Here is a 15738-nt window from a genome sequence, read left to right as displayed (position 1 = left end):
GAAGCGCCGCGCGGGCGGCGCTCGATCGCATAGGCGCCACTGCACTCGGCCTGGGTCACAACGAATCGACAGGCACCGATGGCCGGGCGATGAGCGGTAGGGCGCTCAGCCCGAATGGGCGATCTGGCCCTCGGCCAGATCCTCGCCGGCATCCTCCTCGCCCGGCAGCGCCGTGATCACGCTGAAGTCGCTGACTTCCACCTTGCCGCCGCCATAGCCCAGCAAGTGGAAGGAAAACGCCTTGCGCTCGGTCGGGTTGTCGAAGCTGAAGTCCATCTCCAGCGGCTGGTCGGCGGTGACTTTCACCTCGGCAGGCAGGCCCAGGGGTACGTCCTGCTCCAGTTGCTTGGCCTTGAGCTGGATATAAGCCGCGTGTCGCGGGTCCAGCGAGCGCACCTTGATGCGTACTCGGGTATGCGAGCCCCCGGGCATTTCCAGGTACTGGGCGCCAATCAGGTTGTCGGCCCAGTCATCATGAATGCGCTTGCGCAACTTGATCGGCGCAGGGCCACCGAACTGGTAGCGCAGGTTGAGCGGCGTTTGCAGCAGCGACTGGTCGAGCACCCCGGCCAGGGTGCCGATCTGCTGCCCGAGCATGCTGTCGCCGCTGCCAAGGTAGCGGGCCTGGTCGGCAATGAAGCCTTCGCTGGCATAACGGCGGCAGCGCTGCTGGAAGTCGCATTCGGTAAAGACCCCTTGGCCGTTGTGGTAGCGCAGCATGCCGTTGGTGTAGGCGATCATTTCGCGGCCGGTATCGTAGTCGCGGTACAGCGAGCGGCCGCCCAGCGCAACGGGAATCGGCAGGGAGAAATAGTCGAGCAGCGAGGTGGCCAGGTCGATATGGCCGTAGGTACCGCGCTTGATGTGCGGCAACTGGGCCTGTTCCGGGGCCAAGGTCAGGTTGAAGCCCCACGACGACGCCAGGCGCACGCCGTCAATGCCATGGGATTCGTCCGAGGTCAGCACCACCAGTGTGTCCTTCAGCACGCCCTGGCGCTCGAGGTTGTCGAGGAAGGCCCCGACCGCGTCGTCCAGGTACGCCACCGCCGCCTGTTTCGGCGTGTCAAAACGTTCGAGGTATTCGGCCGGTGCCGAGTAGGGTTGATGGGTGCCAACGGTGAGCAGCGTCAGCATCCACGGCTTGTCCTGTTTCTGCAGCTGGCTGACGTAGCCCAGGGCGCCCTCGAAGAAGGCGCGGTCATCCTTGCCCCAGGGGAAGTCGAGGTAGTTCTTGTTGCGGAACCACTCCAGGCCATGCACCGAGTCATAACCGATGTGCGGCATGATGCGGTCCTTGGCCATGAAGCGCAGGCCCGCGCCCTGCAGGTAATGGGTGGTGAAGCCGGCCTGGCGCAGTTGCGCCGGCAGGCAGGCCTGGTTACGTTCGTTCTGGGTCAGCAGTTCCACACCCTTGGGCGTGCCGTTGGCCAGCTTGTCGTAGTCACCGCACAGCATCGCGTACAGGCCACGGATGGTCTGGTGGGTATGCAGCACGTAATCGGGCGTGTTCATGCCGCGTTCGGCCCACTTGCCGAGCCTGGGCATCAGGTCTTCGTCGAAGTGGCTGTGCAGCGCCTGGCGATTAGGCCGCAGGTAGGCGCCTGGGATGCCTTCGAGGGTGATGACCAACAGGTTGCGGGCGCTGCCCGGGCCGGCAAGCAGCCGCTGCCCCTGCAGGTCGGATTGGGTCAGGCCGGCCCTGGGCAGCGGGGTGAAGGGCTGCGTATGGCCCATCCAGCCTTCGACCTGGCGTTCCAGGTTGCCGACCCCGGCAGACATCAACTGGTGGGTCAGGTTGTATTGCCGCCACTGGTCGGCGTCGGACGGCAGCAACTGCTGGCTGCCCCAATGGGCGCTAAACAGCATTACCGGTATGGCCCAAGCCTTGCGCGGCAGCGGCTGGCCACGTTGCGACCGGCTGCGCCAGGCACAGGCCAGCCAGGCCAGCAGGCCGGCGCCCATGACCACGGGCAGCCAGGCATGGGCCAGCCCACCGCCAGTGGAGTTCTCCATGAACTGCGGGTCGACCAGGTACGCCAGGTCGGCGCTGGTGGGCAAGCGGCCCACGGCGCTGACCAGCTCGGCCGAGGCCACCCACAGGGCCGCCCAGGCCAGCAGTACAGGCAAGGCCAGCCACCATGGCCGGCGGTGCAACAGCAACAGCAGCAGGCTGCCGAGGGCGAGGTCGGACAGATAACCGAGCGGGTTGGACCAACCCAGCATGGCGCGCGCACCCAGTGGGATCACCAACACCAGGCCTGCCAGTGCGGCAAGCCGGGTACGTGGGTGGTCGGACAGGTTCTTCACAAAAACTTCCCTTTTGCCATTAAATCGTCATGCATCTATGCATGATGATAACAGGCCATGGCAGGGAAGGCGGTCGGGTACCAAGCCGGTAACCAAAAGCCCGGCCCTCGCGGGGGCCGGGCCAATGGCAAGTATCAGAAGTAGTAGGGGAATTTCAGGCTGAAGGAGAAGTCCGGCGCGTCATCGGTCAGACCAATGGACAAGTTGGGCACGATGGTCAGGTTGTTGGTGGCAGCGAAGGTCAGGCCAATGTTGAAGTTGGCGGCGTTGTAGTCACTGTTGGAGATCGACTGCCAGTCGCCGCCATCCGGCTTGATCTTGCTCTTGCGGGCAAACTGGTCGGACACCGAGAACGACATGCTCATTTTCTCGTTCAGGGCGAAGGCGATACCGCCGCCGATCTGCCACGAGTCACCCAGCTTGACGTCACCCGGCACCTTGCTATTCACCTGCGGGCTGATGTCGCTGAAGGAGTCCTGCATGTTGTAGGTGTAGGACAGGCTGCCGAACAGCACGGCGGGGTCGAAGGTCTTGACCAGCGAGATGCCCGGCGTGATCGACCAAACGCCGTTGCCCGTCGGCAGGCTTTCCGGTACCGACAGGTTGCTGTTGCCGTCGACCTCGCGCAGCTTGATACCATACGGGTCCTTGCCGGTGGGCGCCTTGATGCGCAAGGTGGCCACGGCGTCAGGCCAGGTTTCGTCCTCGTCGAGGAACTTGTAGGCCACCCCGACGTTGACGTCGCCGATCTCCGGGTCGCGCGTCACCGACGCATCGGAACTGGCCGCCCCGGCGCCGCCTGCGCCACCTGACGAATAGGTGGATTCGCGGTAGACCACGGGCACGTTGATGTCGAATTGCCAACGCTGCGCCAGGTTGTAGCGTGCGGTCAGGTCCAGAGTCCAGTTATCAGCCTTGATCCTGTCCAGGTTGATGTTGCCGAGAAAAATGGAATCCAGCGCGAGGAAGCCGTTGAGGGTCAGCGCACGGGTGTCGTAGTGGGTATAGGTAACGCCGGTTTCCAGGCTGAACTTGCCGCCACCAAAGAAACCGCTGGCTTCGTCGTACAGGTTGGACACGCTCTGTGCCGGCTCCGCATCAGCAGCCAGTGCCTGGCCATACGAGCTGCCGGTGGTGCCCGGGGCGCCAGAGGCCACGGTCTGTGCGCCCTTGACCCCTTCGGCAGGGGATTTGACCAGGCGTTTAGGCTGCGGCGCGGCGGGCGTCTCCTCGACCTGCCGCACACGTTGCTCCAGTACCATCAACGCTTGCTGCTGCGCTGCATACTGGCGCTTGAGCTCGATCAGCTCCTGTTTCAGGGCCTCCACTTGAGGGTCGGCGGCTGCGTATAGCGAGGTGGCGGGTGCCAGGGTGGTCAAACATACAAAAGCTCTGAGCGATAAAGATCGGTGCATGGAGTTGCCGTCCCTTCCGACTACTTTTGATGAGACTGAGCGTAGATCAGTATCCGAGAGTGCGAAGACCTTTGAGCTGGTCCAGATTGCCGTTGAGCGAAGCGGCTGTCGGCACGTTCTCACGCATGACCACGTTGAGCGAGGTGATGTTGTTGATGTGGTTACCGTTGCCAAGCAATGTGGTGTTCTGCATCAGCCCGCCCTGAGCAAGGCGCTGTACGCTGCTGCCTTGGTTGTCACTGGCATTGATGTTGAGCTGTACGCCCACACCGGTGGATGACACGCTGAGCGCGCCGGCACCGTTCGCTGCGGTCAAGGTCTGGCCGGCCGCCAGCACCTGCCCTTGTGGCTGGACTACAGGCGCTTCGTTGCCCTTGGTGACGTTGATGTCGACGTTGTTGTAGGCGCTGTTGTTGTCGCCGGCTGCCCGGACAACCTGCGTCACACCCTCGGTGCTGCCAAGCCCCGCACCGCCGGTCACGGTGCCGGTGCCTGCGGTCGGGGCTGCGCCGCTGGCTGACGGCGAGCCAGTACCCTTTTCGTCGATCATGGATACGTAGAATTGCGGTTGGAGCGTGGACTGTTGCACGTTCAGGGTGCTAGTGGCACCGATCACGTCCCCCTTGGCATTCTGCCAGGTGCTGCTCATGACAATGCCGAAACTCACGATACGCCCGGGCATCACGTAGCGACCCCGCAAGTTGGCCAACTCTTGATCCTTCAACTCGATGGGTTTGAAGGTCTCTGCTTGCGTAGGCAGGCTGGAAGCCAGGCAAACCATAGCCAGCCAAAAAGGGGTCTTCATGAAATGCTCCCCGGCGCCTCATGCGCCTGTCATTGGAAGAGTCGTTAGAAGAAGTCGCTTTTGATAAAACCGAAGTCCAGCAGGTCTGTGTCCTTGACCGGGGTAAAGCCGTTTACACGGCCCTTGGCGGTCAGGGGCAACGGAGGGTCGAGCAACACGTTGGCTTTGTCGTAGCCTTGGCCGATCACCGCAAAGATGATGCCGTTCCAGCCCCTCAGGAAGTCTTCGAGCTTGTAGCGTTTGTGGCCCAATACCGGGTCACCGATATACACCCAGCCGTTGTCGACTTTCTGCATGACCACGAAGTGCTTGTAGCCACGGATATCCATCAGCACCACAACCGGGATGCGTACATTGTGCAAGGTGTCCGGAGCCACCCGGTAGCCGCGGGCACGCATGCCCAGGCTTTCCACATAGCGTTTCATGTCGAGCATCGAAAAACCCTGGGTGCGTACCAGGTCCTGATCGGCGTGGGCCAGCATGCCTTCGATGATCTGGTGTTCGTCGACATCCAGCCAGTAAGCCTGGCGCAGGATGGTTGCCAGTGCGGCGGCGCCGCAACTGAAGTCGGTTTTCTGCTGCACCAGGTCGGCGAATTTGCGTTCACGGACGCTCTGCAGGGGTTTGAATACGACGGCGCCGCCCGGCAAGACTGCCAGCGGCATTTGTGCAGCTTCGCTCACGCTGGCCAGGCACAGCAAAAACGCCAGGGCAATAATGCGCATGATCGGATGCCTTCCGGTTCTGTTGAAGAAAGGCCCCCCGAAGGGGGCCTTACGTGCAACGCTTAGAACGAGGTGTTGGAGATGGCCAGCGAGTTGCTCTGCTGGTTGCCCACACCGGCCGCCACGTTCACGCCCAGGTTGCCGCTGCCACCGTTCACCGAACCGCTAAGGGTTGCAGTGTTGGTAACAGGGTTGGCCCAGCCGGTCGGGGTCAGCACTTGGAAGGACACGGTATTGCTCAAGTCGTAGGCGCTGCTTTCGCTGTAGCTTTTCGAAATGTCGTTCGAGGACTGCGACGATTGCTCGCCAGACTTTTCATACGCCGATTCCGAAGCGTTGGCGTAAGTCGACTCGTGAGCTTTCTCATACGACGAGTCGCGAGACTTGTCATACGAAGAATCACGGGTCCGGTCGTAGGACGATTCGCGACTGCGGTCGTATGCCGATTCACGCGAGGTGTCGAAGGACGAATCGAAGGCCTTTTCGAACGATGCGTCATACGCACTGTTGCTAGAGCGATCCACATCAACATCGAGCGAGGCATTGAGCGAACCGTCGAAGCTGTCGGTGCGGGTGCGTTCGCGGCGGCCATCATCACTGGTGATGGTACGGGTAGCATCGGCTGCGGCCGCCAGCGTTGCGGTCAGGCTAGAGCTGCTGGACGAGCTGGCAGTGCCGCCAACCGAGCCGCTGGCGTTCCAGCTGTTAGAGCCGCTGGCACTGGCGCTGTTGCTGCCACTGGCACTGGCGCTGTTGGAGCCGCTGGCGCTCGAGCTGTTCGAGCCGCTGGCGTTCGAGCTGCTGGAACCGCTGGAGGTCCAGCCGTTCGAGCCGCTGGAGCTTGCGCTTTGCGAGCCAGCCAGGTTGAAGCTTGACGACGAGCTGCGGTCATCGGTCGAGTCGAACGTGCCTTCGCGCGAGCTAGACCCGGTTCTGGTCGTGGTGAAGGTCAGCGTATCCACACGGTAGGTGCGGTCTGCGGCGTTGTTGACCACCAGGCCTGGGCCGTTCTGGTCAGCAGTGGCCGAGGCGGTGGAGTTACCCAGGCCGGCGTTCGCATTGGCGATGGCCATGCTGTTTTTCTGCTGGTTCAGGTCGCCGCCGGCAATGTTGATACCGACGTTACCCGAGCTGCCTTCGCCCGACCCGCTCATGACCGCAGAGGACTGGGTGGACCAGTTGTCGACCCGGTTGCGGTTGCTGACCTGGCTGACTTCGGCATTGGCCTCGGCGTCACCGAAGACAAAACTGTTGTCCAGCGTCGTATCTGCGGCCGCGTTGGCAATTGCCGATGCGTTGCCCTGCTGGTTGCCATTACCGGCCGCCACGTTGACGCCGACGTTGCCGCTGGCACCGGTAGCCGAGCTGCTCATCTCGGCTTCGTTGATGGTGCCTTGGTTGGTGATGGCATTGTCTACGCTGCGCTGGGTATCCAGGGCATTGGCAGTGGCCGAGATCGGGATCCGGGTCTGGTTGTTGTTACCGTTGTTGTTGTGACCGCCGCGGCGGTCGTTCTGGTCAGCTTGTACAGCAACAGCCATGACCGCAGCAATTGCGAACACAAGAGGCTTGATTGCCATCGAGGGTTTCATGGTGATTCTCCGTACTCTAGTTTGGTTAAGTGTCGTTCTTAACTGAAAGGGTCAGTCCGCGACCCGGATGCTCAAGGTGTTGGCCATGCGGTTTCCCACCCCGGCACTCTGGTTCAACTGGATCACCCCACGGCTACCGGTGAAGGCCTGGTCACTGGTAGTGACCTGGCGATAGCCGGCCGGGATGTCAGTTGCGCCGGAGTTGTTGAGCAGCGTCACGTTCTGTTGCATGAGGACGCTGTCGTCGATGCTTTGCGGTTGTGCACCAATGCTGATGCTCATGGCGTTGGCTTGCTGAGTGTTGGCGCCAGCGCTCTGGTTGACGCCCAGGGCGCCGCTACCGTTGCTGAAGGCGCTGCCCTGAATGGTCGCGCGGGCGTCCATTCTGGGGTCGGCGGGGGTATTGAGCCGTTGCCGGATCTGGGTGTTGGCGTTGGCTTCGGGGCCAACGGCGATAGCGCGGGCATTGGCCTGCTGTTGCTGGTCGCCGGCAGCCTGGTTGACGGTGAGGTTGCCTTGGTAGCGGCTGCCGGAGTTGTCGATATCGGCACTGTTTATGACGGGAACGGGGGACTGGGCAAGGGCCGGAACACTGCACAGGGCAGCCAGCATCAGCAGCGTGTGCTTCATCTCACTTGCCCCCGCCGGTCAGGATCTGCAGCGGCGCCAGGCCGCGTTGTACGCTCGAATTGACCATGTTGGAGATACCATTACCCGCTCCACCGGTGCCACGCCCGCCCGACAGGTTGGGCAACTGGTTCTGGTTGGCGAGGTTGCCGCCCAGATTGTTGGTCTGCTGGGTAATCATGTTGCTGATGCCAGCACCGCTGCTGATACTGGCGAAGTCGCCGTCACTGAGCTCGCTGGTCTGTTTCAGCACTTGGGCAGAAGGGTTGGCATTGACGGTGGTGGGGTTAGGGTCAGGCCTTAGCGGCGGAATGGTCGCGTTGCGCACCTGTACGTCGCGGGTGATGATGATGATCCCGTTGTCTGCTTGCGCCGTGAGGCTCAGCGTCCCCAGTACGCACCCCAGCAGCAAGACGTGATAAAGGCGTTTGTCTGTTTTCCTCACGACGGCAATTCCTTCTCTGTGCGCTGGCCCTGATCAGCGATGCGAAGGACAGAGCAGAAGCTGTGCCGCTTTTGAGAAGGGTTTTCAGATCAAGCGGTTAGGGCAGGGGGCTGACAAATGGCGGCGTCTTTTGTCTCAGCGCTGAAACAGTCAGGCGCATGCATTGCCGGCCAAGCCAGCACTGGGCTTGATTGGAAGGGTTTTTGCAGGGGTGTTTCATGCATTTGACACTGGGCCATAAACGGGGGAAACCCCCGCAATTCCGGGGGCTTTGACCCACCGGGGTGTGTCAGTGGCTTAACACTCGGTAGCGCAGTATGGCGTATCGCTATCAATGAGCTTAGCCACTGTTTGCAGCGCCAGCAACTGGCGCTGCGGCCAATTTCCCTCAATTATTTTGTGCGCTTGGCCATGCTGCTTCAGCCAGCGCAGGCTGTCGTCGAAAAAGCGCTGGCGGTCTTCGAGTGCGGGTTGGCTGCGCTGGCCATCGGCAACCCAGTCCACGCCTTGCGGGCTTAGCAGCAGGTGCAGGTCGTAGCGCCGGGCCAGCAGTGCCTGCTCCAGCCACGCGGGGCAATCGTTGAACAGCGCGCGGCTCCAGAGCATGTTGCTCAGCAGGTGGGTGTCGAGAATCAGCAGGGGCGGTGCCTGCTCGCGGGCGTGGTCCTCCCACGTCAGTTGGCCGCGGGCGATGGTCGGGATGTCGGCGTAGCAAGTATCACGACATTCCTGGTCGATGAAATGACGCACGTACTCGCCCACCACCACGCCACCGAAATGCGCCTGGATTACCCCGCTGAGCCAGCTTTTGCCGCTGGATTCGGGGCCGCACAGGACCAGCACTTTCATCGCCTGCTGCCCGCTCATGCTTGCACCAACGCCGGGTCACGGCGCCATTCCAGCCAGCCGCGCACGGCAATCAGGGTCAGTACGACGAAGAAGCCCGCCGTGAAATACAGTTGTTGCTGCAGGTACTGGCCCACATAGATGATGTCGACCACCACCCACAGCGGCCAGCATTGCAGGCGCTTCTGCGCCATCCACAGTTGCGCGACCAGGCTGAAGCCGGTCAGGGTCGCGTCCAGCCAGGGCAGGGCGGCATCGGTCCAGTTGGCCATGGCCGCGCCGAGGGCGACGCTCAGCAGCCCCCCGGCCGCCAGGCCGGTGAGCAGTGCCGGGCGTTGCAGGCGGGAAACCTGGCGGGCGTCTTCAGCGTGGCCGGGGCGCTTCCATTGCCACCAGCCGTAAAGCTGCAGGACGGCATAGGCCAGTTGCAGCAACATGCCCGAGTACAGCTTTACCTCGTAGAACAGCCAGCCATAAATCAGCACCATGACCAGGCCGATCGGCCAGCACCAGGCATTCTGCTTGACCGTAAGCCAGACAGCGGTGACGCCGAGGACGGCGGCGATGAGTTCAAGGCCGGACATCGGCGATCCTTGGAGGCTGCGGGGGAGGGGCGCGATTGTAGCTGTTCAGTGGGGTAACGTGTAGCACGCTAGCGGCCAGATGCATATCTCTACTGACCAGCACTGGCCCTTGTAGGAGCGGCCTTGCGTCGCGATGGGCTGCAAAGCAGCCCCAGGGTTTCTGCACAGATGCACAAATTGCCGGGGCTGCTGCGCAGCCCATCGCGACGCAAGGCCGCTCCTACAGGTTCTGTGCCTGTCCTGAGGGTGATGCAGGCCAAGTGGGAGCCACCTTTTGGATCTACACCCGGAACTGGCGCAGCAGTTGCTCCAGCTCCTCGCTCAACCGCCCCAGCGCCACCCCGGCATCGCTGGACTGGCGCGCGGCATCGGCGGTCTGCTGGGACAGCCCGGCGGTGTCCAGCACATTGCGGTTGATTTCCTCGACCACATGCGACTGCTGCAAGGTGGCGCTGGCGATGGAGGCATTCAAGGCGGTCAGGTTGTTCAGCGCCTGGTTGATGGCGTCCAGGCTGGCGCCGGCCTCGCGAGCTTGCTCGACGGTCTGGCGCGATGCCTCGCTGCTGGTGTCGATCGCCCGCACCGCAGCGTCCGACTGGCTCTGGAGGTGCTCGATCATGGTGTGGATCTCGGCCGTGGACTGCGCTGTACGCTGGGCCAGCAGGCGTACCTCGTCGGCGACCACGGCAAACCCGCGGCCTTGCTCGCCGGCCCGTGCCGCCTCGATGGCTGCGTTCAACGCCAGCAGGTTGGTCTGTTCGGCGATGGAGCGGATGACATCGAGCACGCCACCGATGCGCGTGCTATGCCCGGCCAGGTCGCGGATCACCTGCACGGCCTGGTCGATGGTCAACGACAACCGGTCAATCTGCACCAGGCTTCCGTGAATGGCCTGCTGGCCGTGCGTTACCTGCTGCTGTGCACTGCGCATTTCGCCGGCGGCCTGTTCGGCGGTCTTGGCCACGTCCTGTACGGCATAGGTCACTTCATTGACGGCGGTGGCCACCTGGTCCATCTGCAGTGATTGCTGAGCACTGCGCTGTTGCGCGGCGCCGGCATTGTCGCCAACGTGCCCGGCCGACTGTGCCAGGGCATGCGCCGCCCCTTGCAGCTGGCCGACCACCCCTTGCAGCTTGCCATTGAAGCGGTTGAAGTGCTCGCCCAAGTGGGTGATTTCATCGCGACCATGGGTGTCCAGGCGCCGGGTCAGGTCACTTTCGCCACTGGCAATGTTGCCCATGGCCTGCACCGCCTCCTGCAACGGGCGAGCGATGCTGCGGGCAATCAGCATGACCACCAGCGCCATCAGCAACGCGATGGCCAGGCCGACCAGCGAGGCGTCGCGCAGCTGGCGGGCGAATTCGGCCTGCACGTCATCGATGTACACCCCCGAACCGATGATCCAGCCCCATGGCTTGAACAACTCTATATAGGAGGTCTTGGCTACCGGCTCGCTGGCGCCGGGCTTAGGCCAGCGGTAATTGACCGGGCCAGCGTCCTGCTGGCGGGCCAGGGCGACCATTTCGTTGAATACGGCAAAGCCGTCGGGGTCGCGCACGGCTGACAAGTCCTGGCCATCAAGCTTGGGGTTGGCCGGATGCATGATCATCTTCGGCCCCAGGTCGTTGATCCAGAAGTAGTCGTCATGGTCGTAGCGCAGCGCGCGCACCACCTGCAGCGCCTGTTGCTGGGCAGCTTCACGGCTCAGCGTGCCGGCCGCTTCCAGGCCTTGGTAATAGGCCAGTACTCCGGCTGCGGTCTGCACCACGTGGCGGGTCTTTTCCGCCTTGGCCTGGTACAGGTCACCGTGGATCTGGCGCAGCATCAGCAGCCCCAGCACCACCAGCATGGCCACTGCCACCACAAGGATCAGCCACAGTCGGCGGCTGATCGACATCGATCTCAGCGTCTTCATCCAGGAGCTCCCGCATTGTTCTTTTTATTCAGATGCATCCAAGCATGCTTTGCACGCACGCCCCACACGACTAATGGCTAAGTGCTATGTTTGTAACAGTCTGCAGCAAGCCGTGTAAGGCGATTGCAAAGGCGCTCTGCTAGGATTTCGGCCGCGCAAGATGAAACCTTTAGCCGGCGTGAACTTTTCCACTGGCGCTGGTCCCAACAGTCGCTGTAAAACTGCCGGGCCGCGTGCGGCAATCATAAGCAAATCAAGAACAAGGGGCCTGCCACGAGCAGCGCTCCATCGGGGGAATGATGGATTTTTGGACTGCCTTCCAGGCAATCATCTTGGGCGTGGTGGAAGGGCTGACGGAGTTTTTGCCGATCTCCAGTACCGGCCACCAGATCATCGTCGCCGACCTGATAGGTTTTGGTGGTGAACGGGCCATGGCTTTCAACATCATCATTCAGCTGGCGGCAATCCTGGCGGTAGTGTGGGAGTTTCGCAGCAAGATTCTCGAGGTGGTGTTCGGCCTGGCCAGCCAGCCCAAGGCACGGCGTTTCACCGGCAACCTGCTGCTGGCGTTCATGCCGGCGGTGGTGCTGGGTGTGCTGTTTGCCGACCTGATTCATGCATACCTGTTCAACCCGATCACCGTGGCGGCTGCCCTGGTGGTGGGCGGTGTGATCATGCTCTGGGCCGAGCGCCGCGATCACCCTGTGCAGGTGGACCATGTGGATGACATGCGCTGGAGCCACGCGCTGAAGATCGGTTTCGTTCAGTGCCTGGCGATGATCCCGGGGACTTCGCGTTCCGGCTCGACCATCATCGGCGGCCTGCTGTTTGGCCTGTCGCGCAAGGCCGCAACCGAGTTTTCGTTCTTCTTGGCGATGCCGACGATGGTCGGCGCAGCGGTGTACTCAGGCTACAAGTACCGCGACCTGTTCCAGCCCAGCGACCTGCCGGTGTTTGCGCTTGGCTTCGTGACCTCGTTCATCTTTGCCATGATCGCTGTGCGGGCGCTGCTCAAGTTCATTGCCAACCACAGCTACGCGGCGTTTGCCTGGTATCGCATCGTGTTCGGCCTGCTGATTCTGGCAACTTGGCAGTTTGGCTGGGTTGACTGGTCGACCGCCCATGGCTGAGGCGCTGCGCGGGCAACGGGTGGAAGGCGTGCGCTATGTGCGGCTGAAGCTGCTGCTGTTGGCTGTGCTGTGCCTGCTGCCGCTTCTGGGGGCTGCGCGCATGGCCTGGAACGACCAGGCCTGGTGGCCGTTGGCGCTGTACCCGGCGATGAGCCTGATCAGCCTGTTGCTGTATTGGCAGGATAAACAGCAGGCGCGCACGCAGGCCTGGCGCACGCCCGAAAAAGTGCTGCATGCCAGTGAGCTGCTGGGTGGGTGGCCGGGGGCGCTGCTGGCGCAGCAGCTGTTCCGGCACAAGACCCGCAAGGTTTCGTACCAGTTGGTGTTCTGGGGGATTGTGCTGGTGCACCAGGTGTTCTGGGCGGATTGGCTGTTTTTTGATGGGCTTTATCTGCCTGTAGGTTGATCGGTTGCTGTGCCGGCCCTGTGGGAGCGGGCTTGTCCCGCGAACACCGGCATAGCCGGTGCCCAAGCAACGCGTCGTCTGCTTCGCGGGACAAGCCCGCTCCCACAGGCCGGCACAGGTTAATTCAAATCAACAACCCCACCTGCATCCGCTTCGGCAACCGCCGCACCACCAACTGGTGCGAGCGCTGCAACAAGTCACACAACTCATCCCGCCCCATGGGGTAGGGCAGCGCCATACTGATCCACCGCGCCCTTGCCAGATAAGGCGCCGGCCGTACCCCGGGGCGGTCGCAATAACCCAGAAACAAATCGTCGGCCACTTTGAACGACAACCCCGCACCCGCCAGGTCAAGCACCGCGAACATCTTGTTGCCTGCCACCGAGAACACCCGGATGCCACCCCACTTGTAGTCTTCCCGCGCCCCCGGCAGGCCCAGGCAAAACGCCGCCACTTCGGCTTCGCTCATCTTCCTTTCAGACATATCGCTCTCCACAGGCTTCGAACGACGCCGCCAGGTGATCGATCCACACCCGCACTGCCGGCAGCAAGCCGCGCCGGTGCGGATACACCGCCTGCAGGTAGCCACCCGGCAGTGACCAGTCTGGCAGCAGGCGCACCAATTCGCCGCGTTCCAGTTCTTCTTCACAGAACATGCTGGGCAAGGCGGTAAAGCCCAGGCCGGCCCGTACAGCAGCATTACGTACTACGAAATCATCGATGGCCAGGCGTGGTTCCAGGGCTATTTCCTGCTGCTTGCCATGGGGGCCGAGCAGGCGGAAGTGGACCAGCCGGTCCGCCTCGGCGGCGCCCAGCACAGGCAACGACGCCAACTCGGCCGGTTCGCGAATGTGGTCGGCAAAGCCCGGGGCAGCCACCAACTGCATTTGTGCCTGGCGCAGGCGGCGGGTGACCAGGGCCGGGTCTTCATCCCCCAGGTCGCGCACACGCAACGCTACGTCGATCCCTTCGGAAATCAAGTCGACACGGCGGTTGAGCAGTACCATGTCCAGTTGCACCAGCGGGTACTGCTCAAGAAAGCGGCTGATCACATCCGGCAAGAAGGCATGGGCCAACGCCACCGGGCACGACACCCGCAAGCGCCCGCGCGGTTCGCTGCTCATGCTGGCCACGGTTTCATCGGCGGCTTCAGCCTCCAGCAACATGGCCTGGCAATGATGCAGGTAGCGCTCGCCCACCGCGGTGAGCTTGAGCTGCCGTGTGGTGCGTTGCAGCAGGCGGGTGCCCAGGCGCTCTTCGAGCTCGGCGATACGCCGCGACAGGCGTGACTTGGGGATGCCCAACTGGCGCCCGGCGGCAGCGAAACCGCCGGCTTCGACCACGCGGGTAAAATAGAAAAGGTCGTTGAGGTCTTGCATGGGTATGTCTCACTGTTCCACCTGTGGGACAAACTAACGCATTTTTACCGGCTTATCAGTCATTAATCATCCCGGTAGGATTCTCCCCATCGTGACCGCCCACAGATGCGGTCTTCAATCACAGGAGAGTCCCATGAAACTGTTGCACATCGATTCGAGCATCCTGGGCGACAATTCCGCCTCCCGCCAATTGAGCCGCGAAGTGGTTGAAGCCTGGAAAGCCGCAGAGCCAACCGTAGAGGTGGTGTACCGCGACCTGGCCGCCGACGCCATCGCCCACTTCTCTGCCGCTACCTTGGTAGCTGCAGGCACGCCGGAAGACATGCGTGACGCCGCCCAGGCCTTCGAGGCCAAGTTGAGCGCCGAAACCCTGGAAGAATTCCTGGCTGCCGATGCTGTGGTGATTGGCGCGCCGATGTACAACTTCACCGTGCCCACCCAGCTCAAGGCCTGGATCGACCGCGTGGCCGTCGCCGGCAAGACGTTCCGCTACACCGAAGCGGGCCCGGAAGGCCTGTGCGGCAACAAGAAGGTGGTGCTGGTTTCGACTGCCGGCGGCCTGCACGCTGGCCAACCGACTGGCGCCGGGCATGAAGACTTCCTGAAAGTGTTCCTTGGTTTCATCGGTGTAACCGACCTGGACATCGTCCGCGCCCATGGTCTGGCCTATGGACCAGAGCAGCGCACCCAGGCGATTGATGCTGCCCAGGCGCAGATTGCCAACGCGCTGTTTGTTGCTGCCTGATCCCCAGCGATAAGCCTGAAACGGCCTCATCGCCGGCAAGCCAGCTCCCACATCGACCGCATCGACTTCAAGTCATGTGCAGTAACTGTGGGAGCTGGCTTGCCGGCGATGAGGCCGTTTCAGGCTACCAGGATAGTTGCATCAGCCGTACGTTGATGGCACCGCAACGGTGTTACGCAGGCCTGTAGGAGTGCTTCAGAATGTTGGCGGCGTGATCACCCAGATCACCACGGCATCCACCTCGCCCGGGTTGCCATAACGGTGCGGCTCCTGGCTCGAGAAGCTGAAACTGTCGCCTTCGCCCAACTGGAAGTGCCGCTCGCCCACCCACAGCTCAAAGACGCCGCTGAGGATGTAACCGGCCTCTTCACCGTCATGGCTATAGCTTTGCTGACTATAGGTGCCCGGGGGAAAGCGTGAGTGCAGGATCTCGAGCTGTCGATTGGGCTGCGGGGTCAGCAACTGATCGACAATGCCGTCTTCGTAATGCACGCTCAGGCGGCTGTTGCGCCGCACCACGTAGCCTTGGTCTTCGGGTGCCGTGGTGGCTTCGCTGGCGAAGAACCACTGGATGGTCACGCCCAGGCTGCGGGCAATGTTGAAGAGCGCCGGAATCGACGGGTAGGAGAGGTTGCGCTCCAGCTGGCTGATGTAGCCAGCGGTCAGTTCACTGTGTGCGGCCAGCTCCGCCAGGGTCATGCCGCGGCGCTTGCGCAGGCCGCGGATGCGGGTGCCGAGAAACTGCGGCGCGGCGGCCCCGGTTTCAGGGGCGGGGGACAGGGGGAGTTGGCTCATGCACGTCGGTCCATCGTAAAAG

At 62.5% G+C, this 15738-nt stretch carries 16 protein-coding genes; 3 read left to right on the top strand and 13 right to left on the bottom strand.

Translation table 11 applies throughout. The features are described 5' to 3' along the window. Window positions 1-105 precede the first annotated feature (105 nt). The 10 genes from ACI2KG_RS01270 to mcpP all read right to left on the bottom strand — a co-directional run bounded on the left by ACI2KG_RS01270 (window position 106) and on the right by mcpP (window position 11261). Window positions 106-2307, bottom strand: coding sequence for an LTA synthase family protein (locus tag ACI2KG_RS01270; RefSeq protein WP_404660474.1), 2202 nt, complete (start codon window positions 2305-2307; stop codon window positions 106-108). Between the two features lie 134 nt (window positions 2308-2441). Next, window positions 2442-3722, bottom strand: coding sequence for a hypothetical protein (locus tag ACI2KG_RS01265; RefSeq protein WP_400616128.1), 1281 nt, complete (start codon window positions 3720-3722; stop codon window positions 2442-2444). 46 nt (window positions 3723-3768) lie between these two features. Next, window positions 3769-4527: a hypothetical protein gene (locus tag ACI2KG_RS01260; protein WP_404660473.1), complete on the bottom strand. Its 759-nt coding sequence runs from the start codon at window positions 4525-4527 to the stop codon at window positions 3769-3771. Between the two features lie 44 nt (window positions 4528-4571). Beyond that, window positions 4572-5252, bottom strand: coding sequence for a C39 family peptidase (locus ACI2KG_RS01255; protein ID WP_404660472.1), 681 nt, complete (start codon window positions 5250-5252; stop codon window positions 4572-4574). A gap of 62 nt (window positions 5253-5314) precedes the next feature. Continuing rightward, a complete protein-coding gene (locus ACI2KG_RS01250) occupies window positions 5315-6844 on the bottom strand; it encodes a heme utilization protein (protein ID WP_404660470.1) in 1530 nt (509 codons plus the stop codon). A 51-nt stretch (window positions 6845-6895) separates the two neighbouring features. Further along, the gene (locus ACI2KG_RS01245; protein ID WP_404660469.1) at window positions 6896-7474 is read right to left on the bottom strand and encodes an adhesin; all 579 of its coding nucleotides are present in this window, start codon (window positions 7472-7474) and stop codon (window positions 6896-6898) included. 1 nt (window position 7475) lies between these two features. Beyond that, window positions 7476-7916, bottom strand: a complete 441-nt coding sequence (locus tag ACI2KG_RS01240) for a hypothetical protein (RefSeq protein WP_404660468.1) — start codon at window positions 7914-7916, stop codon at window positions 7476-7478. Window positions 7917-8213: 297 nt separating this feature from the next. After that, the gene (locus ACI2KG_RS01235) at window positions 8214-8783 is read right to left on the bottom strand and encodes an AAA family ATPase (RefSeq protein WP_404660467.1); all 570 of its coding nucleotides are present in this window, start codon (window positions 8781-8783) and stop codon (window positions 8214-8216) included. Then, window positions 8780-9346: a nicotinamide riboside transporter PnuC gene (pnuC, locus tag ACI2KG_RS01230; protein WP_404660466.1), complete on the bottom strand. Its 567-nt coding sequence runs from the start codon at window positions 9344-9346 to the stop codon at window positions 8780-8782. Before pnuC ends, ACI2KG_RS01235 begins: the two co-directional genes overlap by 4 nt. Window positions 9347-9626: 280 nt before the next feature. Further along, window positions 9627-11261, bottom strand: coding sequence for a methyl-accepting chemotaxis protein McpP (gene mcpP, locus ACI2KG_RS01225; RefSeq protein WP_404660465.1), 1635 nt, complete (start codon window positions 11259-11261; stop codon window positions 9627-9629). Window positions 11262-11560: 299 nt separating this feature from the next. Here mcpP and ACI2KG_RS01220 point away from each other — a divergent pair, with 299 nt between their 5' ends. Beyond that, on the top strand, window positions 11561-12391 hold the full coding sequence (locus tag ACI2KG_RS01220) for an undecaprenyl-diphosphate phosphatase (protein WP_404660464.1): 831 nt from the start codon (window positions 11561-11563) through the stop codon (window positions 12389-12391). Further along, on the top strand, window positions 12384-12797 hold the full coding sequence (locus ACI2KG_RS01215) for a DUF1294 domain-containing protein (protein WP_404660463.1): 414 nt from the start codon (window positions 12384-12386) through the stop codon (window positions 12795-12797). Before ACI2KG_RS01220 ends, ACI2KG_RS01215 begins: the two co-directional genes overlap by 8 nt. A 124-nt stretch (window positions 12798-12921) precedes the next feature. Here the strand turns inward: ACI2KG_RS01215 and ACI2KG_RS01210 are convergent, their stop codons facing one another. Further along, a complete protein-coding gene (locus ACI2KG_RS01210; RefSeq protein WP_404660462.1) occupies window positions 12922-13281 on the bottom strand; it encodes an MmcQ/YjbR family DNA-binding protein in 360 nt (119 codons plus the stop codon). Beyond that, window positions 13274-14176, bottom strand: coding sequence for a LysR substrate-binding domain-containing protein (locus ACI2KG_RS01205; RefSeq protein ID WP_404660461.1), 903 nt, complete (start codon window positions 14174-14176; stop codon window positions 13274-13276). The genes ACI2KG_RS01210 and ACI2KG_RS01205 overlap by 8 nt, the downstream gene beginning before the upstream one ends. A 133-nt stretch (window positions 14177-14309) precedes the next feature. On the opposite strand from ACI2KG_RS01205, the gene ACI2KG_RS01200 reads away from it, so the two are divergent. Next, a complete protein-coding gene (locus tag ACI2KG_RS01200) occupies window positions 14310-14921 on the top strand; it encodes an FMN-dependent NADH-azoreductase (protein WP_404660460.1) in 612 nt (203 codons plus the stop codon). 195 nt (window positions 14922-15116) lie between these two features. Here ACI2KG_RS01200 and ACI2KG_RS01195 read toward each other — a convergent pair whose 3' ends face one another. Next, a complete protein-coding gene (locus ACI2KG_RS01195; RefSeq protein ID WP_400616096.1) occupies window positions 15117-15716 on the bottom strand; it encodes a helix-turn-helix domain-containing protein in 600 nt (199 codons plus the stop codon). Window positions 15717-15738 lie beyond the last annotated feature (22 nt).

The organism is Pseudomonas sp. NPDC089407 (genome assembly GCF_044900445.1).
Classification (GTDB): Bacteria; Pseudomonadota; Gammaproteobacteria; order Pseudomonadales; family Pseudomonadaceae; genus Aquipseudomonas.
Note: the sequence above shows the minus strand (reverse complement) of the source record. Positions and strands in the feature narration are given on the sequence as shown.